Origin of the sequence: Flavobacterium succinicans (genome assembly GCF_001662485.1) — a bacterium.
Lineage (GTDB): Bacteria > Bacteroidota > Bacteroidia > Flavobacteriales > Flavobacteriaceae > Flavobacterium > Flavobacterium succinicans_A.
Map to the genome: position 1 here is coordinate 120,329 of NZ_JMTM01000046.1, position 22,742 is coordinate 143,070.

The 22,742-nt window shown below is 37.6% G+C and carries 19 protein-coding genes; 14 read left to right on the top strand and 5 right to left on the bottom strand.

What is annotated here, in order from left to right; translation table 11 throughout:
• Positions 1-333 precede the first annotated feature (333 nt).
• A complete protein-coding gene (locus FLB_RS07785; RefSeq protein WP_064715392.1) occupies positions 334-3,297 on the bottom strand; it encodes an ELWxxDGT repeat protein in 2,964 nt (987 codons plus the stop codon).
• Between the two features lie 327 nt (positions 3,298-3,624).
• Between FLB_RS07785 and FLB_RS07790 the strand changes: the two genes are divergently transcribed.
• Positions 3,625-3,930, top strand: a complete 306-nt coding sequence (locus tag FLB_RS07790) for a heavy metal-binding domain-containing protein (RefSeq protein WP_064715393.1) — start codon at positions 3,625-3,627, stop codon at positions 3,928-3,930.
• A 158-nt stretch (positions 3,931-4,088) separates the two neighbouring features.
• On the opposite strand, the gene FLB_RS07795 is transcribed toward FLB_RS07790, so the two are convergent.
• Positions 4,089-6,152, bottom strand: coding sequence for a M13 family metallopeptidase (locus tag FLB_RS07795; protein ID WP_064715394.1), 2,064 nt, complete (start codon positions 6,150-6,152; stop codon positions 4,089-4,091).
• 419 nt (positions 6,153-6,571) lie between these two features.
• On the opposite strand from FLB_RS07795, the gene FLB_RS07800 reads away from it, so the two are divergent.
• The 7 genes from FLB_RS07800 (at position 6,572) to FLB_RS07825 (ending at position 12,993) form a co-directional block, all read left to right on the top strand.
• On the top strand, positions 6,572-7,237 hold the full coding sequence (locus tag FLB_RS07800; protein WP_064715395.1) for an SCO family protein: 666 nt from the start codon (positions 6,572-6,574) through the stop codon (positions 7,235-7,237).
• Positions 7,238-7,480: 243 nt separating this feature from the next.
• Positions 7,481-7,711 (top strand): ferrous iron transport protein A, encoded by a 231-nt coding sequence (locus FLB_RS07805; RefSeq protein ID WP_064715396.1) that lies wholly within the window; start codon positions 7,481-7,483, stop codon positions 7,709-7,711.
• Positions 7,712-7,716: 5 nt separating this feature from the next.
• Positions 7,717-9,819: a ferrous iron transport protein B gene (feoB, locus tag FLB_RS07810; protein WP_064715397.1), complete on the top strand. Its 2,103-nt coding sequence runs from the start codon at positions 7,717-7,719 to the stop codon at positions 9,817-9,819.
• A 90-nt stretch (positions 9,820-9,909) separates the two neighbouring features.
• Complete coding sequence (locus tag FLB_RS07815; RefSeq protein WP_064715398.1) at positions 9,910-12,147, top strand: TonB-dependent receptor family protein; 2,238 nt, start codon at positions 9,910-9,912, stop codon at positions 12,145-12,147.
• A gap of 37 nt (positions 12,148-12,184) precedes the next feature.
• Positions 12,185-12,310: a FeoB-associated Cys-rich membrane protein gene (locus FLB_RS14140; RefSeq protein ID WP_082923242.1), complete on the top strand. Its 126-nt coding sequence runs from the start codon at positions 12,185-12,187 to the stop codon at positions 12,308-12,310.
• A 138-nt stretch (positions 12,311-12,448) separates the two neighbouring features.
• Positions 12,449-12,679, top strand: a complete 231-nt coding sequence (locus FLB_RS07820) for a hypothetical protein (RefSeq protein ID WP_064715399.1) — start codon at positions 12,449-12,451, stop codon at positions 12,677-12,679.
• Entirely contained in the window at positions 12,664-12,993 is a 330-nt protein-coding gene (locus FLB_RS07825; protein ID WP_064715400.1) for a hypothetical protein, read from the top strand. The genes FLB_RS07820 and FLB_RS07825 overlap by 16 nt, the downstream gene beginning before the upstream one ends.
• Here FLB_RS07825 and FLB_RS07830 read toward each other — a convergent pair.
• From FLB_RS07830 to FLB_RS07840, 3 genes are all read right to left on the bottom strand, one after another.
• A complete protein-coding gene (locus tag FLB_RS07830; RefSeq protein WP_082923255.1) occupies positions 12,990-13,643 on the bottom strand; it encodes a metal-dependent transcriptional regulator in 654 nt (217 codons plus the stop codon). The genes FLB_RS07825 and FLB_RS07830 overlap by 4 nt on opposite strands.
• Positions 13,644-13,698: 55 nt before the next feature.
• Complete coding sequence (locus tag FLB_RS07835) at positions 13,699-15,579, bottom strand: Nramp family divalent metal transporter (protein ID WP_064715402.1); 1,881 nt, start codon at positions 15,577-15,579, stop codon at positions 13,699-13,701.
• Between the two features lie 82 nt (positions 15,580-15,661).
• The gene (locus FLB_RS07840) at positions 15,662-16,051 is read right to left on the bottom strand and encodes a Fur family transcriptional regulator (RefSeq protein WP_064715403.1); all 390 of its coding nucleotides are present in this window, start codon (positions 16,049-16,051) and stop codon (positions 15,662-15,664) included.
• A gap of 76 nt (positions 16,052-16,127) precedes the next feature.
• Here FLB_RS07840 and FLB_RS07845 point away from each other — a divergent pair, with 76 nt between their 5' ends.
• From FLB_RS07845 to FLB_RS07870, 6 genes are all read left to right on the top strand, one after another.
• A complete protein-coding gene (locus tag FLB_RS07845; protein ID WP_064715404.1) occupies positions 16,128-16,478 on the top strand; it encodes a MerC domain-containing protein in 351 nt (116 codons plus the stop codon).
• Positions 16,479-16,542: 64 nt separating this feature from the next.
• A complete protein-coding gene (locus tag FLB_RS07850) occupies positions 16,543-17,016 on the top strand; it encodes a hypothetical protein (protein WP_064715405.1) in 474 nt (157 codons plus the stop codon).
• A gap of 130 nt (positions 17,017-17,146) precedes the next feature.
• Positions 17,147-18,388, top strand: a complete 1,242-nt coding sequence (locus tag FLB_RS07855; RefSeq protein WP_064715406.1) for a GTP-binding protein — start codon at positions 17,147-17,149, stop codon at positions 18,386-18,388.
• A gap of 5 nt (positions 18,389-18,393) precedes the next feature.
• Positions 18,394-18,981, top strand: coding sequence for a hypothetical protein (locus FLB_RS07860; RefSeq protein ID WP_064715407.1), 588 nt, complete (start codon positions 18,394-18,396; stop codon positions 18,979-18,981).
• A gap of 33 nt (positions 18,982-19,014) precedes the next feature.
• Positions 19,015-20,229 carry a hypothetical protein gene (locus tag FLB_RS07865; protein ID WP_064715408.1) on the top strand — a complete coding sequence of 405 codons (1,215 nt, stop codon included), beginning with the start codon at positions 19,015-19,017 and terminating at the stop codon, positions 20,227-20,229.
• 141 nt (positions 20,230-20,370) lie between these two features.
• Positions 20,371-22,629 carry a TonB-dependent receptor gene (locus tag FLB_RS07870; RefSeq protein ID WP_064715409.1) on the top strand — a complete coding sequence of 753 codons (2,259 nt, stop codon included), beginning with the start codon at positions 20,371-20,373 and terminating at the stop codon, positions 22,627-22,629.
• The last annotated feature ends 113 nt before the right edge of the window (positions 22,630-22,742 follow it).

A 22,742-nucleotide genomic window follows, 5' to 3' on the forward strand; every position in this document is an offset into this window, starting at 1 on the left:
CCACCACACGAGTCGTCCCACTGTCCGCTATATCTTGCTCGGCGAACCCCGCCAAGCAAGGATGCCGCTCCCATCGGGGCTAGGCTAGAACGTTTTGTTTTTCATTAGCCAAGCACTGCTAATTAAAATCGTGTTTTTTAAATGATTTTCCAGTTGTTTTCCTGCAAGGTCTTCAAAACCTTATAGGTATGTTCTTTGAATCCAAAAACCTACAAGGTCAAAAAAAGACCTTGCAGGAACATTGTTAAAAAGTATGAAATTGGATTTTGTAATGTGATTAGTATTTCACTTTGTGAAGACATTAGATTTTGCAATCTGTTTGTATTGAAAATTTTAATGATTTACCAAAAGTTTCAATGTAGTAACATTAGCCTTGGTAGTTCTTACTTTAACAAAATAAATTCCAGAAGTTAAACTACTAGTGTCAATATTAATTTCCGAGTTTACAGGTTCTTGAACACTAGTTTTTACTACCTTTCCTGCATTATCAATGATTTGATAACTAAGGATAGTGTCTGAGGTTAATGATTGTAGGTTAACCGTTTTATCTGCTGGATTAGGATATACGACTATTTCTTTGTTTTTAATAGTTTCATAGTTTTCTTTATCAGCAATACTTAACGTTGAAAAATCAAAGTTAGTAACATATAATTCATTGCCGCTTTTTGCTGTTCTAGCTCTAAAATATAGTTTATTGGACGTTGCCCCTAATTCTTCTATACCTTCATATTCTTCAAATTGATTACCGTTTACTACATTTACTTCTACACTGGCAGGAGTTGCCATTGTATCATTAATAACCCATATCTTTTTTAGCGATTTTCCCTCTAAATACAATAAATTATTTTTATATAATGTAAGATTTTTATAATAATTATAATCCATTGGTCCGGAACTTGCTATTTTTTCTGTAACAATTCCATTGGTTCTCCAAACTTCTTTTCCATATGAATAATAATCTTTTGCAATAGTGAAATAAACATAATTTCCACATGTAATCAGTTCATATACATTATATTCAGGATTGGTTGGATGGTTAGCCGCATCAAATAATAGAACTGTTCCACTCAGAGTGCCATCAGTTTTATATACAGCACTACGAAAGCTATCAGGGTTTTTAGCTACAAAATAAACTTCATCATTTAAAATGGTAGTTATCCTAATATCGCTATTAAAATGATCACCAAAACTTTTTAAATGTTTTGTTCCTTCACTGGTTCCATCAGATATCCAAACGTCGTGTGGTCCGTATGTTGTTCCAGAAGTTTCAGCTACTATGAATAACTTATTTTTTACCTTTTTTAAAATGCTTGTGTCATGTAAATACATAACTTTTGTAGTGCCTACATTTGTACCATCTGTTTTCCATAAATTATTACCTTCTGCATCTTGAGCAATAAAATAGATCACATTATTAAATAAAACAAAGTTATGAGGGTGACTGCTTCCTGCGCTAAAAATGTCTTTAATTAAATACGTACCTTCTTCAGTTCCATCGCTTCTCCATAACTCAGTTCCATGTGAATCTCTAGCAGAAAAGTACAGTATGTTATTTATTATGGTAAAATTTTGCTTTATACCTTCATTATACATGCTACTTCCTGAACCAGGGAAAATGTCTTTGACCATTTTAGTTCCAGATATTGTACCATCACTCTTCCAAAGTTCATATCCGTTTGCACTATTAACCGCACTAAAATACATAGTTCCATTCATCACCTTAATTTCAGAAATATCATCTATGCAATTGTTGTATGGACTTATGTCTTTTAACAACGTAGTTCCTTTAATTGTTCCGTCACTTTTATATAATTGATTTCCATACCCTTTATCCCCAGCTCTAATTATCAAAGTTCCATTTACATCCGTAAATCTTGCAGGGTTACTACTGTTCGAGTAGTTTAAATCCGTAAATAAAGAAGTGCCATTGGGCGTGCCATTAGTAATCCAAAGTTCATTTCCATTTCTTTCATTTTGCCCTGTAAAAAAAGTGCCGAAAGGAGTAGTAACAAAACTTTCTTCTATACCTGAAATATTACTTTTAGTAACATTAGGCAATACAATAGTCCCTTGTTCAGTTCCATCACTGCTCCATAACTTGTCACCAATATAAAATAGAAGTTTATTATTTACTTTGTCGAAATGAATCGTATTGATTGAAATCGAATAACTTCCTGGACTTATATCTTTTAGCATAGAGGTACCAGAAGCAGTTCCATCCGTTTTCCAAAGTTCAAATCCATTAATACCATCATTAGCAATAAAAAAAACTTGATTATTAAAAACAGTGCATTTAGAATCGTAGGGGAGACTGTTTAAAGACGTATTGTTAATATTCTTTATAATTGAAGTTCCACTTTCTGTTCCATCACTTTTCCAAATTTCAAAGCCATTGATGCCATCATTAGCTTCAAAGACTATCATATCATTTATTACCGCTCCACTCAATCCATAGTTGCTTGAATTAAATCCTGCTGCAATATTTTTAACCATTACTGTTCCAGCTTCGGTACCATCACTTTTCCATAACTCAAAACCATTTGTTCCGTCATTGGCAAAGAAATAAAAATGGTTTTTCAACGTCAAAAAATGATTTGGATAATTGAAGCTTGAATTGAAGCGATTAATGTTTTTTACCATTGTTGTTCCAACTAAAGTCCCATCACTCTTCCATAATTCCACTCCATTAATGCCATCATCTGCTGTAAAATAAAGAATTCCGTTAAAGACAAACAATTCTTGAGGTGTGCTATCACCTGTAGAATTGATATTTTTAACCATAAATGTTCCGCTTTCGGAACCATCACTTCTCCACAACTCAAATCCATTAACCCCATCATTAGCTGTAAAAAATAAAATTCCGTTATTGTTTGTAAAATTAAAGAGCCTGCTATACTCACTTTTATTAGCAGGGTCTATATCCTTAACCATTTTAGTCCCAGATTCGGTCTTATCACTTTTCCATAACTCCACACCGTTAACGCCGTTATTTGCAGTAAAATAAAGTATGCCATTCACTTCCAATAAATTTGATGGATTTGATGAATTTCCTCCTGGGTATATGTCTTTTACTAGAAATGTAGAAGCAGATTTACCTTCAGAGTACCATAATTCTCTACCAAATGGTTTATTATAGCCATCTGTCGCTGTGAAAAAAAATCCGGTTTGATAAGAAGTCAGCTTTTGTGGATCGCTATCTTCATGAAAATTAATTTCGAGGAGAGAAGCATCAATTGTTTGAGCAAAAGAAAAATTGATGAAAAAAAGAAAGAAAAAAAGTAAAATAGGTTTTGACATTGTTTTGGTTTGTTAATTTAAGGTAATGTTACTAGCTAAACTTGTATCAAATTCTTCTGATTTTGAGCTATCAATTAAATATTTTTTGAAAAGTAAATCTAATAAAAGTCATTCATTTTTTCGCATAAATACCTTACAAAATTTAATAATTTATAAATTAAAGTGTTCATACTTTGAGTAAAAATAAAAATGATTGCAAAAAGATGAATCATTTGAATATCTGTGGATGCTTATTCCTCTAATAATGACCAATTTATTACATCTCATCGTGTAACGAAATAGTAATTCTGTACTCAAACAGAGTAACTAAATTTTAAATAAAAAAAAATGATTTTAACAACCACCAACTCTGTAGAAGATTATAAAATAATTGATTACAAGGGTATTGTCTCAGGAACTGCTGTAAATGTCCAAAAAATGACTATGACTTTTAATATGCAAAAATATTACGATGGAGTAAGTCAGAGTATTGCAGAGGTTAAAGAGCAAGCCTTGGAACAACTCAGACAAAATGCTGAAAAAATATACGCGAATGCTGTTGTAGGGATACTTGTGGATATTGAAGTAAAAAGTAGTGAGTACTTAATTGCTGCTACTGTAACTGGCACTGCTGTAAGTATTGTTAAGCGATAGTATAGTAGTTTGTCTAAGCTGCTATTTCAATTGATATAGTAACATAGTATTTATACAGGACGAACGGAACATTTGTTATGTAGTTCGATTTGTTTTACCCCAACAAAAAACCCATCAGCTTTAGCTGATGGGTTTTGGTATTATTAGATCAGAAAATCTTACCAGATTTTTACTCTTTTCTCAGGAGCGATATACATCCCGTCATTCGGTTGAATGTTGAAGGCATCGTAGAATGCATCAACGTTTTGTAAAGGCACATAGGCTCTGTACATACCTGGCGAATGCGGATCGGTTTTTACTTGCGATTTCAGGGCTTCGTCTCTCATTTTAGAACGCCAGATGGTCGACCAAGAAATGAAGAAACGTTGTTCTGGTGTATACCCGTCAATCAATCTTGGGTTGCCGTTTTCTTTTAAGTACAATTGCAAGCCATCGTAAGCAGCATTCACACCACCTAAATCTCCAATGTTTTCACCTAAAGTAAATTTACCATCTACAAACGTTCCTGGAAGCGGTTGCAAAGCGCTGTATTGAGCAGCTAAAGCACCCGTCAAAGCACCAAATTTTTTCAAATCTTCTGGTGTCCACCAGTCTACTAAATTACCGTCGGCATTGTAACGTGCTCCTGAATCATCAAATCCGTGAGAGATTTCGTGACCAATAACCCCTCCGATTCCACCATAATTTACGGCTTCGTCGGCTTGGTAATTGTAAAATGGTGGTTGCAAAATAGCGGCAGGGAATACAATTTCGTTGTTCGATGGATTGTAGTACGCATTCACCGTTTGTGGTGCCATACCCCAACGGTCTTTGTCTACGGGTTTGGTCAATTCAGCCAAATTTTCTTTATTACGCCAAATAGCTATATTTTTTACGTTCTCGAAAAACGTTCCTCCTTCTGCTGGACTTTTGATGGTCAAAGCGGAGTAGTCTTTCCATTTGTCAGGATAACCAATTTTAACTCTTAGTTTGTTTAATTTGGCAATCGCACTTACTTTCGTTTCAGCAGACATCCAAGGTAAGTTGTTGATGCGGTTTTCGTAAGCACGGAAAATGTTTTTAATCATTTTTGCTGCCTTTTCTTTAGCTTCGGCAGGGAATTTTTTCTCTACGTATAATTTTCCTAAGGCTTCACCCACCGAACCGGTTACGGTTTGTAAAGCTCTTTCTTCAAAAGGTCTTTGTTTTACAGCACCTGTTAAGGTTTTGCCATAAAATTCAAAGTTAGCTTTTTCAATTTCTGTCGATAATTGGCCAGAAGCTCTGTTCAATAAAGACCAACGCATATAGGCTTTCCAGTCGTCTACTTTGTTTTCTTTAAAAAGCGTTTCTAATGCCGTCATATATTTTGGTTGCGACACGATAATCGTTTGATTCGTAGGCAAACCAATTTTAGTAAAATACGTAGTCCAATCGATAGATGGCGTTAGTTTTTGTATTTCCGCAACGGTCATTGGGTTGTATGATTTACGACGGTCTCTTCTTTCTACACGGTCAAAACGAGGCTTAGACATTTCGATTTCTAAAGCTAAAATTTTCTCCGCATTGGCTTTCGCTTGTTCAGGTTTGTCGCCTAAATATTGCAACATTTTAGCCACGTGAAGTACGTATTTTTCTCTTTTTTCTTTAGAATCCTTTTCGTCACTTACATAATAATCACGGTCTGGTAAGCCTACGCCTCCAGGTCCTAAATTAATTACATTGACATTACTGTTTTTAGCATCGGTTCCTACACCAGCGCCAAAGAAACCAATGCCTCCTGTGGGTTCCATTTCGATTAATAAAGCTTGTAAATCTTTTACGTTTTTCACCGCGTTGATTTTTTTCAAATAAGGTTTTAGGGGAGCAATACCTAATTTGTTACGGCTTACGGTATCCAACATGGTTTTGTACAAATTGATGGCTTTACCTTGGTCGGTGTTGGATTTGTACGCTGGGTTGTTGGCGGCTTCTTTTAGAATCGCCAAAGCGTCAGTATCGGTGCGTTGACGCAACTCGTCAAAACTTCCCCAACGGGTTTTGTCGCTTGGGATTTCGGTAGTGTTCAACCAGGTTCCGTTTACATAGCGGAAAAAATCATCGCTTGGTTTGATGGTTTTATCCATGTATTGGATGTTGATTCCGGGCTCTTTGGTGGCCGAAGCGGTTTGTGCTTGACACCAGCCAAAACTTAGTACGGCAGGCAAAGCCAAAAATAAGCTTGTGGATTGTTTTGGATTCATATTACAATTTGAATTAGTTACGGGTATAGGTCTTTTAAAATAAGGCAATGTTACATAAAAAGATATGTTTTTTGCAAAAATAAATGCATTATTAAGGGAATTCTGTATAAGTTATTGATTTTTTGGTGATTTTATAAAAGTATTGATAAAAAGTGAGATTTCTACCATTGCACTTATGGCTACTGTCTAATAACTATTTTTTTTTGCGTGAGGGGTGGAGTGGAGCTCTTTTTTTATCCCGTTTTTTCGCGGGATAAAAAAAAGCGGGAACGGAGACCCGACCCTTTGCCTCGTTTTTCTACGAGGCGAAGGGGCACGCCCAAATTATTTTGAAAAGCGTAGTGAAAGGCAGACCGTTGTTTTGTAATTTTGCGCGAAATTCAAATGTTGTCTTTCTATTTTATTTTAAAAACCTACAAATGAAAGCTTTCTTTTATAAGTATCGTATATTTTTTGGTGTTTTATTGGTGTTTTCGGCGATTACTATTGGCTTGTTTTACAATGCGTTGAAACCTGAAAAGACCTTGCCTATTTACAATCCTGCCGATGTGAATCCTGAATTGGTGGACAGTACGGTGCAATATGTGAGTAAGGCGCATACGATTGCTGATTTTTCGTTTGTGAATCAAAACGGGAAAACGATTACCCAAAAGGATTATGAAGGGAAAGTGTATGTGGCCGATTTTTTCTTTACGACTTGTGGTTCTATTTGCCCCAAAATGACCAAGAACTTGGCCGAAGTGCAAGCGGCTATCAAAAATAATCCCAAAGTGATGCTGTTGTCGCACACCGTTTTTCCAGAGACCGATAGTGTGCCAGTTTTAAAAGAATATGCGCTAAAACACGGCGTGATAGACAGCAAATGGAACTTGGTTACTGGCGATAAAAAGGAAATTTATACAATGGCTCGAAAATCGTATTTGGCAGTTAAGTTGGGAAAACCTGAAGAGTTGTACGATATGGTACACACCGAAAATTTTGTGTTGGTGGACCAAAAAAGACGCGTTCGTGGTTTTTATGATGGAACCAAAAAAGAGGATATGGCGCGATTGATAGAAGATATTACTTTTTTGTGCGCTAATTAGTTTGGTAAAAAGGGAACACGAATTTCACTAATTTTCACTAATTCAGTTTTGTTTTTTTGCTCTGCCTTTTCAAGTCAAAAATAGTTACGAGTTGTATTATTTATGGAACTTCATTTCTACTTTGATAGTTTTTTTGATACGCTTCGTGAATTCGTGGCTACTTCTTTTACAATTGTGATAATTATCATTTGAATTTCTATTATAATATGTATTTTTGCAATCTTAATTCAATCTAAATAAGGTTTGTCAACAACGATACATTCACTCAAAAAAGGAGAAAAAGCCATTATCAAAGACTTTGATATTGATGCCATTCCATTAAAATTGCTCGAAATGGGCTGTTTACCAGGTAATGAAGTAGAGTTGCTGCAAATCGCTCCCTTCGGAGATCCTTTGTACTTGAATATTAACGGATCGCATGTAGCCATTCGAGTAGCAACGGCTCAGGAAATAGAAGTGGAACGAATCCAATAAAGATCATGACCAGCAATCACAACATCAATGTCGCTTTGATAGGGAACCCGAATGTGGGGAAAACCTCTGTTTTTAATCAATTAACGGGGCTGAACCAGCAAGTCGGGAATTATCCTGGAATTACGGTAGAAAAAAAGGTGGGTTTTTGTAAGTTGCCTTATAATTTCAAAGCCAATATTCTGGATTTACCGGGTACGTATAGTTTGAATGCCAGCTCGATTGATGAAAATGTGGTGATTGAATTATTACTTAACAAAAATGACAAACTCTATCCCGATGTAGCTATTGTGGTTACCGATGTGGAGAATTTAAAGCGTAATTTACTGCTTTTTACCCAAATCAAAGACCTTGAAATTCCCACGATTTTGGTTATCAATATGGCGGATCGAATGGAATACAAGGGGATTAGTTTGGATATTCCTTATCTGGAAGAAAAACTGAAAACCAAAATTGCTTTGGTGAGTTCTAGAAAAGGATTTGGAATAGAAGAATTGAAAAATTTAATCGTTTCATACAAATCCATTTCTAATGAACCGTGTATGAATGCTTCGGTTATAGACACGGAATATTTTGAAAATCTTCGCAAAGCGTTTCCGAATCAATTGTTGTATAAGTTGTGGTTGGTGATTACGCAAGATGTGAATTTTTTGAATTTAGAACGCAAAGAAATCCAGAGTTCTTTTACCAAATCGCATTCGGATTTGAAACGATTGCAGCAAAAAGAAACCATTAAGCGCTACCAATTCATCAATGATGTGTTGAAAGTAGGAATGACCATCGATCAATCTATTGCTAAAGATTTTAGAGCACAATTGGATCGTGTGTTGACGCATAAATTCTGGGGCTATGTGATTTTCTTCTGTATCCTTTTTGGTATTTTTCAATCCATTTTTGTGTGGTCCGAAGTCCCAATGGATTTTATTGATAGCTCATTTGCTAGTTTGAGCGCTTGGTCTGCCGAAGTCTTGCCTGCTGGGGTTTTGACCAATTTGATTTCGCAGGGAATTATTCCCGGAATTGGCGGTATTTTAATCTTTATCCCTCAAATTGCCTTTTTATTTTTGTTCATTTCGATACTAGAAGAAAGTGGCTATATGAGTCGTGTGGTGTTTTTGATGGATAAAATTATGAGTAAGTTTGGGTTGTCGGGTAAAAGTGTCGTGCCTTTGGTTTCGGGAACGGCTTGTGCTATTCCGGCGATTATGGCGACTCGTAATATCGAAAATTGGAAAGAACGCCTAATAACCATTTTAGTGACTCCGTTTACGACTTGTTCGGCGCGTTTGCCAGTCTACGCCATCATTATTGGGTTGGTGATTCCAGATCAAAGGATTTTGGGGATTTTCAACTTGCAAGGATTAACCCTAATGTTATTGTATTTGTTGGGATTTGGAATGGCCATTTTTTCGGCTTATGTTTTGAATAAAATATTGAAGATTAAAGGGAAGTCTTATTTCATTGTCGAAATGCCTAACTATAAATTGCCGTTGTTTAAAAACGTAGGTATCAACGTGATCGAAAAAACCAAAGCCTTCGTGTTTGGCGCTGGTAAAATCATTTTGGCGATTTCGATTATTTTATGGTTTATGGCTTCCTATGGTCCCGGTGAAAACTTCAGTAATGCTGAGCAAATTGTAGTAAGCAAACACGCCGATAAACCGCTTTCAGCAACCGAGTTAGAGAACGAAGTCGCTTCACAAAAATTGGAGAATTCCTATATCGGAATCATGGGTAAATCGATTGAACCCGTTTTGACACCTTTAGGTTACGATTGGAAAATAGGAATAGCCATTATCAGTTCATTTGCAGCTCGAGAAGTTTTTGTAGGTACCTTGGCAACCATTTACAGCGTTGGCGACACCGACAATGAAGATACCATCAAGAATAAAATGCAATCCGAAATCAATCCTTTGACAGGCGAAAAAGTCTTCAATTTTGCCTCTGGGATTTCTTTACTACTATTTTATGCTTTTGCGATGCAATGTGCTAGTACACTAGCGGTCACTCGAAAGGAGACCAACAGTTGGAGATGGCCGCTTGGTCAACTTATTTTCATGAGTGCTTTTGCTTATACGGTGGCTTTAGTAACCTATCAATTATTGAGTTAAAGTAGCGGAACAAATGTTAAAAGTAATTTTTAATTTGTCTAAATAAGAATCCGAACTTACATTTGTAGTCTAGAATTAATCTAAATAAAAATGAAATTATTCTTTTCTGCGCTTGTACTAGTGACAAGCAGTTTGGCTTTCGGACAACAAGACACTAATGATGTTGCCTTAAACGATACTGTAAAAAAGCTATATCCCGTAACCGTTTATTACAAGAAACAACCTGTAGAGCGTTTGAAAGAAGTGCAAGGCAATAGTTTGTTTTCTGGAAAGAAAAACGAAGTGATTTCATTATTAAATACCAACGGAAATGTGGTGACCAACAACGCAAGAGAGATTTTTGCGAAAGTGCCAGGTGTTTCGATTTGGGAAAATGAGGGTTCTGGAATACAAATCAATGTGGGGGTTCGTGGGTTAAGTCCTAACAGAAGTTGGGAATTGAATACACGTCAGAATGGGTATGATATTTCATCGGATGTATTTGGCTATCCAGAAGCGTATTACAATCCGCCATTGGAAGCGGTAGCCAATATTCAATTGGTTCGCGGTGGCGCTTCACTACAATTTGGATCACAGTTTGGCGGAATGCTCAACTACGAATTGAAACGCGAAAACGAAAAGGCTTTCTCTTTCGAAACTCAAAACACAGTAGGGAGTTACGGCTTGTTTAGTTCCTATAACGCCATTGGTGGCACCACAAAAAAAATAGACTATTACGTATATAATCATTCCAGGAATGGGGACGGTTGGAGAGAAAACGGGCGCTATGCGGTGCGCAATACTCATGCTTATTTTGCGTACAAGTTCAACAAAAAAACCAAACTTTCTGCTGAATATACCAATATGGATTATGATATGCAACAAGCGGGAGGGCTGACGGACGCACAGTTTGAAGCTAATCCGCAACAGTCTCTTCGCAGTCGTAACTGGTTTGGTACGCCTTGGAATGTAGGCGCTTTGATTTTGGATACCCAATTCAGTGACCGTTTGACTTTTAATGCGAAACTTTTTGGATTAATCGGAGAACGTAATTCAGTAGGTTTTCTAGCAGCTCCAAATGTTGAAGACGCAATTAATCCCGCAACAAATGCTTATGCTAATCGTCAGGTGGACCGTGATTTCTACAAAAACTTTGGTTTAGAAACCAGAAGTATTTTCAAATATACATTAGGTCAGGAAGAACAAAAATTAGCCTTCGGTGTTCGTTTGTACCAAGCCAATATGAACCGTGTGCAACAAGGAAGAGGCACAACGGGTTCCGATTTTGATTTGAGTATTGAAGGTCGTTACAATCGCGATTTAGATTTTACTACAGATAATTTTGCCGCTTTTGCCGAAAATCAGTTCAAAATTACCCCAAGATTAAGTGTGACTCCTGGTGTGCGTTTCGAATCGATTCGATCTACTAGTGAGGGAAGAATTAATATTACTAATGGAAATGATGTTATAGCGACTCCGCAAGACATTTCCCGAAATGTAGCTTTGTTTGGTTTAGGGGTAGAATACAAATGGGAAAGAACCAATTTTTACGGTAATTTTTCGCAAGCCTTTCGCCCAGTTTTATTCTCTGATTTGACACCTTCTGCAACCACCGATGTGATTGATCCTAATTTGAAAGATGCAAAAGGATATAATTTGGACTTAGGCTATCGTGGTTCGCTTTTTGGTTTTGTTAATTTCGATGTGTCTTATTTTTATTTATTATATCAAAACCGAGTGGGAAGCATTCGTCAATATACCAATAACGATCCAACGCAAAGCACTTATTTGTTCAGAACCAATTTAGGAGAGACCATTCACAAAGGATTTGAAGGATTTGTAAATGTGAATGTGACCAAAGCGTTTCAGGTAAATGAAGCCATTGGTGATATTAATTTCTTTGCGACTATGTCTTTTATTGATGCAACTTATTCTGATTTTAGACTGACTCAAGTATCGGGAACGGCTCCAAATATTGTGATTACACAAAGCAATTTGGCTGGAAAACAAGTGGAAAACGCGCCGCGCTACATCCATAATTTTGGAATTAGTTGGGATTTCAAAAATATATCTGCCACGTTTCAAAATCGTAGAACCAGTAAGATTTATACCGATGCCAACAACACCGAAACGCCAACAGCAAACGGTGTAACTGGGGCATTAGCAGGATTTAGCGTCTATGATTTCTCTATGAAATATGACTTTTTAGGAAATTACAATATCAAGTCGGGAATTAATAATCTTACGAATGTTAGTTATGCTACACGTCGTGCTGGAGGTTATCCTGGACCTGGCGTATTGCCTAATGATGGACGTACTTTTTACATTAGTATTGGTGCCAAATTTTAAATAAAGCCTACCTTTAATTCTTTAAAGTGAATCTACTATGTTGGTACAAGAAATCATCGCTTTTTCCTTATTGGCTATTGCCATTGGTTTCCTCATTCGAAAGTTTTTCTGGAAAAAGAAGTCCAAAAAAAACTGTGGAGACGGGAATTGTGGGTGTGGTTAAATCCCTATATTTGTATGTCATTTGTTCAAAACAATTCTCAGTATTGTATTCAAATGACTTGAAGGGCAGTCTTATAAGTAAGATTCTGATGAAAGTTTCTCTAAATGATGTCAACTATCACAATTAAACAATCTACAAATGAAAAATATTTCAGGTGTTGAATTTAAAAGAGATGTTTCTGGTAAAGCAAAATCGGTAACGATAGATTTACAAAAACACGGAGAAGCCTTGCAGTTTTTTTTAGAGCAAGTAGGCGCTTTATCCGAAGAAGAAAATTTTGAAAAAAAATGGTCTGAGGGCATTTCAGGAGAGGAATTGGTAAAACGTGTTCACACCCATTTACGCACCTTGCCTTGGAAAAAAGAATAGTCTATACTCCATCATTTGAAAACTATTTGATTGATTTAATTACGATTCTATTTTTTGAAGAGTATTTCAGTTATATAGAAAATGCAGAAAAATATGTAATTGCGCTTCGAGATGAAATCGAAAAATATATTGATGTAAGGCAACACTACAAAACGCCTAAATTTTTGAGTCAATATGGGAGCTACTTTATAGTAGTTTCGCTAAATAACAAAACTTCTTGGTATGTCTTTTTTGACCAAAGAGACCAGCGTTATTTGGTTCAGTATATCACTAATAATCATATGGAAGAAGCTAATTCACTTACGCTAAGTTAAATCCGCTTCACGTACAAGTTTCCTGCAATTTTTGACGAAACGGTAAGTGGTGTATCGTTGATGATCAAATGTAAAGAGGCATCAAAATTTTCTCTCCCCAATACTTTGATAACGGCTCCTAGAGCAATTTTTTGTTTGTTCAAGTATTGTAAAAAATCGGCGGAGGAATCTTTTACTCCCACACAAATAGCAGTTTCGCTTTCAGCCAATTCCGAGAGCAATAGTTTTTCGGTTTTAGCAATTTTCCCTTGTGCGTCTGGAATGGGATCGCCGTGTGGATCTTCGGTGGGGTTGCCCAAAAAATCATCGAGTTTGTTGATGAGTTGTTCGGATTTGATATGTTCTAATTGTTCGGCAATGTCGTGTACTTCGTCCCAAGTAAAAGCCAATTTTTCAACCAAAAAAACTTCCCACAAACGGTGTTTGCGTACAATCATTTTGGCAGCGTGCCTTCCTTTATCGGTCAAGGAAACGCCTTGGTATTTGATGTAATTGATTAATGCTTTATCAGCCAATTTCTTGAGCATATCGGTTACCGAAGAAGCTTTGGTTTCCATCATTTCGGCAATGGCGTTCGTAGGCACTTCGGCTTCAAGCTGCACCGTCAAATGATAAATGGCTTTTAGGTAATTTTCTTCGGAGTGGGTCATCATATGAAATGGAATTTTTAACCTCTTTCAGCTTTTAAAGCCAGAATGAGGTATTTTATTTTTTAGCATTATTAATCAATACTAATGGAATGGAAATCTTGTGGCGCAAATGATCGATTGTGGTTCCTAATAGTAAATCTTTAAATCCAGTATGGCCATGCGTACCCATAATAAGTAAATCGAATTTACCTTTATTAACCAATTTTGGAAGTACTTTGTTGGGCTTCCCAAAACCAAGTAGGGTTTTGACATGGAAACCTTTTTCTTGAAACATTTCCTTGTATTCTAATAACAATTTTTCGTCGATCGTAGTTTCGTGATCGTCGGTTTGTTTGCCGTACATCATAGCGCCAACAGTTTCTACCACATGAATCAGCGTATATTTAGCCTCTTTTCCACCCATATTAAAGGCGTAGTTAATGGCAGTTTCATCGGCAAAAGAAAAATCGACAGCAATAGCAATTTTTTGAGGGAGATGTGCCTCGGTAGCATTGAATTGCAAGGCCATATTATGTGGTGAATGATTTTGTATGGTATATTTTGTCTTAGCTAAGAATGGTTTTATAACAATATAAAGTAGTAAAATTAAGAATCCGATAGCAAGAGGAACTACAGTTACCCATAACACGATTGGGTTTTGAGACTCCGTTAACCAACATTGAATCTCATCAAAAACCAATTTGGCATTGAGCGACACAATAATCAAAGCGATGGTCCAAGCGGCTATTTTCGTTAGTGTATTGATATGAAAACCATTCATTTTGTTTTTATCGCTTACAAAATGGATCAATGGAATAATGGCAAAACCCAATTGTAAACTCAAAATCACTTGACTGAAAATAAGTAGTTTTCCCGTGACACTTTCGCCATAAATCAAGATTACAATAACTGCTGGAACTATCGCTATTATTCTGGTAATAATACGACGTACCCAAGGCTGAATGCGTAAATTCAAATAGCCCTCCATTACAATTTGACCTGCTAAAGTCCCCGTGATTGTTGAACTCTGTCCAGCAGCAATCAAAGCCACGGCAAATAAGATAGAAGCCCACTTGGTGCCTAAAATTGGGGCTAAAAATTTGTGTGCATCTTGAATTTCGGCTACTTCAAATAGTCCGTTTTTGTAGAAGGTGGCGGCAGCCAAAATCAAAATTGCGGCATTCACAAAAAAAGCCAAATTTAGGGCAATCGTAGAATCAATTAGGTTATATTTTAGGGCTTGACGGATGCCTTTGGGACTGCGATCAAATTTTCGGGTTTGCACCAAAGACGAATGCAAGTACAAATTGTGGGGCATTACCGTGGCTCCAATAATTCCAATGGCAATATAAAGCGCAGCTTCATTTGGAATGGAGGGAATCAATCCTAAGACCACTTTGTCTAGTTCTGGTTGGGCAAAAAACATTTCGAATACGAACGAAAATCCTATTATGGCTACCAAAACTATGATAAAAGCTTCCATTTTTCGGATGCCTTTGTTGATTAAGAAGAGGAGTAAAAAAGTATCCAAAACCGTAATCAAAACGCCTTCAATTAACGGAATGTCAAACAGTAAATTAATCCCAATTGCCATTCCGAGTACTTCGGCCAAATCACAAGCAGCAATGGCAATTTCGGCCAAAAAATATAAAATGTAATTCACAAAAGGCGAATAGGTTTCGCGTGAGGCTTGTGCCAAATCGCGTTGGGTGACAATCCCTAAACGCGCACTCAAACTTTGCAATAGCAACGCCATAAGATTACTCATCAGCAATACCCATAATAGGGAATAGCCAAATTGACTTCCACCCGCAATATCAGTAGCCCAGTTGCCAGGATCCATGTAGCCTACACTTACGAGATAGGCTGGGCCTAGAAAAGCCAAGATTTTTCTAAACGTTGATTTTTTATTTTGTGTAGTCACCGATTGGTTGACTTCTTCTAAGGAATGACTCAATTGTATAGTGTTTTAAAACCCAAATATATACAAAAAAGTTCACTTTAAATATTTTTTTAGACTTGTCTAAATAATTAGAGGTTTATTGGCAATTGGGACAAATTCCTGTTACGGTGAAATTAGTTTCTTTCACCACATAGGCTGAAGGAATTTCAAATTGAGGGACTACAGCATCCAAACAGCTCACCGATTGGCATTTTTCACAATGAAAGTGCACGTGGTTATGCTGATGCGGATGGTTGTCATGAGTGTGGGTATGATGGCAACTAGCATATTTTACAGTGCCTTCAGGAGTAGCGATTTTATGAATACTGTCTTCGTTTACTAAACGATCCAAAACGCGATAAATAGTGACGCGATCACAAAGACCGTTCAGCTGATGCTGAATTTCAATATGCGATAGCGCTACTTTTGATTCGGATAAAAGAGAAGCAATGGCTGTTTTGGCCGCTGTGTTACGGGTAGTTTTCATAAAAAAATAAATAACGCAACATTGTTGCAATAAATAAAAAAGAGGCTATCTTTGCCAATCACAAAAATACAAAAAAATGAAGAAGCAAACTTTGATTGTTCAAGACGTTTTGGGAATTTCGAGTGCTAGTATCTGTTTGGTACATTGTATTGTTTTTCCATTGCTTTCGGTATTGCCGTTGGGAATTGCGCATAACCCTTGGATTGATGTTTTCTTTTTTGGCATAGCGGCTGTTTTGATTTTTTCTATCCTGAAAGGGGAAGCACCATTCTATATCATATTAACCCTACTGTTTTCCTTGTTCTTGGTATTTAATGGGATGCTTTTAGATTTTGCGTTGCATGAAGAAACCTATTTGGTTCCCATTGGAGGGCTTGGAATAATCGTTGGTCATCTGTTGCATTACTTTTATCATCAAAAAAAATGATTTTAGTGGATTCTTTGTCTTTCAAGCTGTATTTTTGTCGTTTATTTAATTAATGGCATCACACATGAATACACCCTATCGTTTTTCAAAGGAAGAAAATACTTTATTGGAGCACTACAGTAAAAAGAAAACTGTAACGGCTGTTTTTTATCATTTATGGGTTAATGGTGTACAACCAGAAAAGCAATTTATTTTTATTGATACAGTAGAACTTCATTTTGAAGACCAAAGTGTACTTTTTTTTAAAATAAATGAAGAAGATACTGGATTCATTATTTTGGAAGAGTATGATTTTGAAAAGGAGCAAGCTGCATTAGCTGCTCAATTTGACGGCGCCCTTTCTCTAAAACGAGTTAATGTTTCTTCTGCTCCATTGTGGGTAGAAAACATTAAAACTCCTTTGTTGAAGATGCAATCTCAGATTGATGAGAAATATACAGTTGGTAATTTTGTTACCATTGACTTTGAGGCTGGTGCTATCGAAATCAATTACGAGCAAGAAACGGGTATTGGAGTAATCGTATACGAAGAATTATAAAGACCATTCTTTTTTTAACAAAAGCTTCTTGTAAAAGAGGCTTTTTTTATGCCTAATAAATAAAGCGCAACAATATTGCATTAGAAGATTTTATTTTTATATTTGCAACATAATTGCAATAATGATAAAAATGAAAAAACTTCCGGTTACGGTATTATCAGGTTTTCTGGGTGCAGGTAAAACCACTTTGCTTAACCACATTTTGCATAACAAAGACGGACTGAAAGTCGCTGTAATTGTCAATGACATGAGTGAGGTCAATGTAGATGCCCGTTTAATCAAAGACGAAATGACGCTTTCTCGAACAGAAGAAAAACTCGTCGAAATGAGCAACGGATGCATTTGTTGCACGCTTCGTGAGGATTTGATGCTCGAAGTAGAAAAATTAGCCAAAGAAAATCGTTTTGATTATTTGTTAATCGAAAGTACAGGAATTAGTGAACCCATTCCGGTGGCGCAGACATTTACGTTTGTGAATGAGGATGAAAATATTGATTTGTCTCGTTTCAGTTATATTGATACTATGGTAACTGTGGTTGATGCGTTTAACTTTTTCAAAGACTTTGGCTCTGCCCAAACCTTAGAAGATATCAAAGCCACTAATATTGAAAATGATACACGAACAATCGTGAATTTACTGGTAGATCAAGTCGAATTTGCGAATGTGATTGTGTTGAATAAAACCGATTTGGTTACCCAAAAACAACTCGAAATTTTGAAAGCCTCCATTCAAAAGTTGAATCCTGTGGCAAGAATCATAACATCGACTATGGGGAAAATTGCACCCCATGAAATTCTGCATACCGGTTTGTTCAATTTTGAAGAAGCCGAAACATCAGCGGGTTGGATGCAAGAATTAGAAGGCATTCACACGCCAGAGACCGAGGAATACGGGATTTCGTCTTTCGTTTTTAGAGACCCACGACCTTTTCATCCCTATCGTTTTTGGGAATGGATGACCAATCGTTTTCCGCAAAGCATCATTCGAAGTAAAGGATTGTTTTGGATGGCTTCGCGACCCGATCAAGCCATCAATTGGAGTCAAGCGGGTGGTTCTCTTAAAGCCGAAGGTGCGGGAGTTTGGTGGGCGAGTATGCCTTTGAGCGAGCGCATGACGTTTTCAAATTTTGTCGAATTTCAAGAGGTTATTGAAGAACGATGGACTCGAGCCTATGGAGACCGTTTGAATGAATTGGTTTTTATTGGAATAGGTCTGAACGAAACTGAAATTCGTCAAGAATTAGACAGTTGTTTGTGTACTCCCGATGAACTTAGAGACTTGCAAGATGGTTTTTTCTCTAGCAAAGACCCTTTTCCCATTCCAAGAACCACGACCAGTAATTCGCCTACAGCTATTTTAACGAAAATCTGAATTAAATGAATACGAATACAAAACGTTTTTTGAGACAAGCATTTGCTTTTTTAAGTAGTGTTCTTTTGGTAGGCTGTACTACTGATGATCCAATTGTACCCGTAAATGAAGTTGAATTTATAACAACAGTACGCTTAGTTTTTACTCCTGAAAATGGCGGAAAGAATGTGGTTTTAGAATTCAAAGATTTAGATGGAGAAGGGGCTAACGCACCAATTGTAACCGTGAGCAGTGCTTTTGAAAAGGCAAAAACCTATAATGGAGTAATAACATTTAAAAATGAGTTGGTCAATCCCGCCATAGACATAACGCGCGAGATTGTGCAAGAAGCGCTTGAGCACCAAATGTTTTATCAAACCACCGGCAATTTGAATCCGTTGACTTATGCAACTACTCAATCAAATTTTGATACAAAAGGAAAGCCGCTGGGTCTGCAATCTGTTTTTAAAACAACAGGGTCAGCAACTGGTGTACTTCGGGTTACACTGAAACATGGTCCCAATAAGAGTGCTCCCAATGTAGCCAATGGCGATATAACCAATGCTGGAGGAGCCACAGACGCTCAAGTCGATTTTAATATAACCGTCGAATAATCAACCTTAATCTATTTTAAATAATCAATTGTAATGAAAAAAATTAATGTATTTCGCTTTTTATTTGTTGTAGCCTTGTCCTTTTTTGCTCAATCTTGTTCAGATGACGATAGTTCTGAAACAGTAGATGAAACCTTAACAGAATACAAACATTTGCGTATTCTAGTTTCTGATGAAACGAGCAAAGCTTTGACTTTGGTCAATCCTTTTTTGAATACTACTACTTCTTTTGAAGCTAAATTTCCTAAGTCGGCATTGTACACAACCGAGTCGGGTCGTTTTGCGGGTATCATTCACAGAGAAAATGACCTGACAGAAACCTTTGATACTGGTCTTGAGTTTCATGGCGATCATGTTGATGTCAAAGGAACTCCAAAGTTTGGAGCCTTAACGGGAGTTGCTTCAAAACCGACCCATTTCAAAAGTAATTATGGCGAAATCTTAACTTTTAATGATGGAGATGGCACATTGGCCGTAGGTAGTGAATCAGAAATTCATACTAACGGCGCCAAAATGAAAATTATTAATACAGGTTTAAAAGCACATCATGGGGCTATGGCCGTTTTCTCTAATGGAAGCTACGCTATCACTGAGAAAGACAATTCTATTCCAGGAGTGTTGCCAGAACGTGTTAAAGTTATAGATAAAACAGGAAAAGAACTTTTTGCATCAAGCATTGCTACTAAAGGAATTCATGGAAATGCGTCAGATGGTGATTATGCTGTTTTTGGTTCTGCAAGTGGGATTCTTGTAGTAGATAGTAAAGGGCAACAATTTCTTGTTCCTCATCCTGATGGTTTTGGAACAGCTTGGTTTGGAACAATTTTAGAAACGGCAACCAAAGGAAATTTTGTAGGCTACACAGCTGCAAAAGGAGCTTATATCATCAATGTATTGAATAAAACAGTAAAGCCTATTTTTGAGAGTACAGATATTATGCAGTGTAAAGTGAGCTACGATACTAAGAAGCTTGGCATCTTGTTGCATTCGGGTAATTTCATTGCTTATGATCTTGCAACTCTTGCGGTTGCTACTTCTGAGAGAAATCTAATTGCAGCTACTGACAAAGCTTCTACTCAAAAACCTCAAATGGAGTTTACACAACGCTTCATTTACATCACAGCGCCTGCTACAGGCGAATTGCAAATTTTTAGCACAAAAAATAGTGCAACCACCAAAAAAATAAAAGTTTCCAATACTCCTTATCGCCTATCTATTGTTGGTTTTGAAAATAGTGGCGATCATTAAAATCATAATTTATTCTTTGTTGTAAATCCTGAATGTTTGGTTAATTTTTGGGTAAGCAGACGGCTCAATTTTATTGAGCCGTTTTTTTTTAAGTTATTATAAAATTATTTTTTAGCTTTGTCTAAAATATTATTTACTCTAATGAAATTATTATATAGCTATTTGTTTTTCTTTTCGTTAACTGTTGCTTTGGCACAAGAAAAAGCCACCCTGCGGGGACAAGTCATCTCCGAAAAGCAACCCGTACCGCAAGTTCAGGTAGAAATTATAGGCACTACTTTTGAAACTCAAACCGATAGTTTGGGCTTTTTTGAAATTCCTCAATTGCCGCTACAACGCTACACGCTTCGCGTTGCTGCTATCGGAATCAAAACACATACGCAGTCCATCAGCGGTGCGGATTTTAAGCATTTACTAAAAATAAATGTAGTGACGAACGAGCAACTGCTCGACGAAGTTGTGGTTTCGGGTACAATGAAAGCCGTTCGCCGTTTGGAAAATCCAGTGCCAGTAGAAATTATTTCGACTACTTTTTTGAAACAAAATCCCACCGCTTCTGTTTTTGAAGGCTTGCAAAACGTCAACGGTTTACGTCCACAAAACAATTGTAATGTTTGCAACACCGGCGATATTCGGATCAATGGGTTGGACGGCCCTTACACGATGGTCACTATCGATGGAATGCCCATAGTGAGTGCTTTGGGAACAGTGTATGGTTTGTCTGGAATTCCGAATGCGATGATTGACAAAATCGAAATCATCAAAGGCGCCGCTTCGAGTTTGTATGGGAGCGAGGCAGTAGGAGGATTGATTAATATCATTACCAAAAAACCACAAAACGCTCCTCAATTTACTGCTGACTTGATGACTACTTCTTGGCTGGAAAACAGTCTCAATTTGGGTTATCGTACCAATATTGGCAAAAATACCAATGCCCTTTTTGGGCTCAGTACGTTTTATAACGACAATACTGTCGATAACAACGGTGATAATTTTACGGATATTGCTTTGCAGAAAAGAGTTTCCTTTTTTAGCCGCTGGCATTTTGAACGCCGTTCCAAAAAAGAAATGAGCCTCGTCGCCCGTTATTTGTATGAAGACCGTTGGGGTGGCGAAATGCAGTGGAATTCCAGCTTTCGCGGAGGCGATCAAGTCTATGCAGAAAGTATTTACACTTCGCGCTACGAAATCTTAGGGAAGTACCAATTGCCTTTGGAGGAGAAAATGAGCTTACAATTCTCGATGGTGGGCCACGACCAAAATTCGGTGTATGGTACTTCCGTTTTTTTGGCGAACCAAAAAATTGCGTTTGGGCAATACCTTTGGGACAAAGAGCTCAAAAATCATTCGCTTTTGTTCGGAGCGGCGGCGCGCTTTACTTGGTATAACGACAACACGCCCGCCACGGCCACTTCCTCCCAAACCGCTATTTACAGTGGATTTATCCAAGACGATATCAAACTTTCTAAGCAAACGGGCTTGCTGTTGGGCGCGCGTTACGATTATCACCCAGCACACGGCTCGATTGTCACGCCTCGTCTAGCCTTGAAATGGAAACCCACCGCCACCGATATTTTACGACTCAATTTAGGAACGGGATTCCGAGTGGTGAATTTGTTTACCGAAGACCATCAAGCGCTTTCGGGAGCTCGGGAAGTCGTACTCAAAGGCAATCTAGACCCCGAAACTTCGTATACCGCCAACCTGAATTACCTCAAAAAATTCGATACCAACACAGCGGGCGTGCTCACCCTCGAAGCTTCGACTTGGTACACCCATTTCAAAAACCGCATCATTGCCGACTATGATACGAATCCCAACCAAATTATTTATGCCAATCTCGATGGTTTTTCTAGAATTTTCGGCAGTAGTATTTCCTTGGATTGGGTCAGTCCGTTTGGGGTGAAAGGGACTTTGGGCGGTAGTTATTTCCATCCGTTGACCGAGCAAGAAGGCCGTCGTTTTGTACCTCTGTTTACCGAAAAAGCAAGTCTGACTTGGGCCTTGAGCTACGAAATCCCCAATTGGTTCCTGAGTTTGGATTATACAGGGAGTTATACTGGCAGTATGCGTTTGCCCTTGTTGTCGCCACTCGATCCGCGTCGAGAGTATTCCTTGCCGTACAGTATTCAAAACATCCAAATCACCTACAAGAAATTCCACAACGTGGAGTTGTTTGGCGGGGTCAAAAATCTCCTGAATTGGACACCCAATCGAGGAAATCCTTTTTTGATTGCGCGTGCCAATGACCCTTTCGACAAACAAGTCACCTTCGATAGTAATGGCATCGCTCAACCCACTCCCGACAATCCCTATGCGCTGACCTTCGACCCGACCTACGCCTACGGATCCAATCAAGGCATCCGTGCTTTTGTGGGTTTGCGATGGCATTTGGATTAATGTTTAGGAGCTAATCCTGCTGTCCACTATATCTGTGGCTCTGAACCCCAGAGCCACAGGATGCCGTTCCCATCAGGGCTAGGAACGTTAGCACGAGGAAATCCCAATTTTTA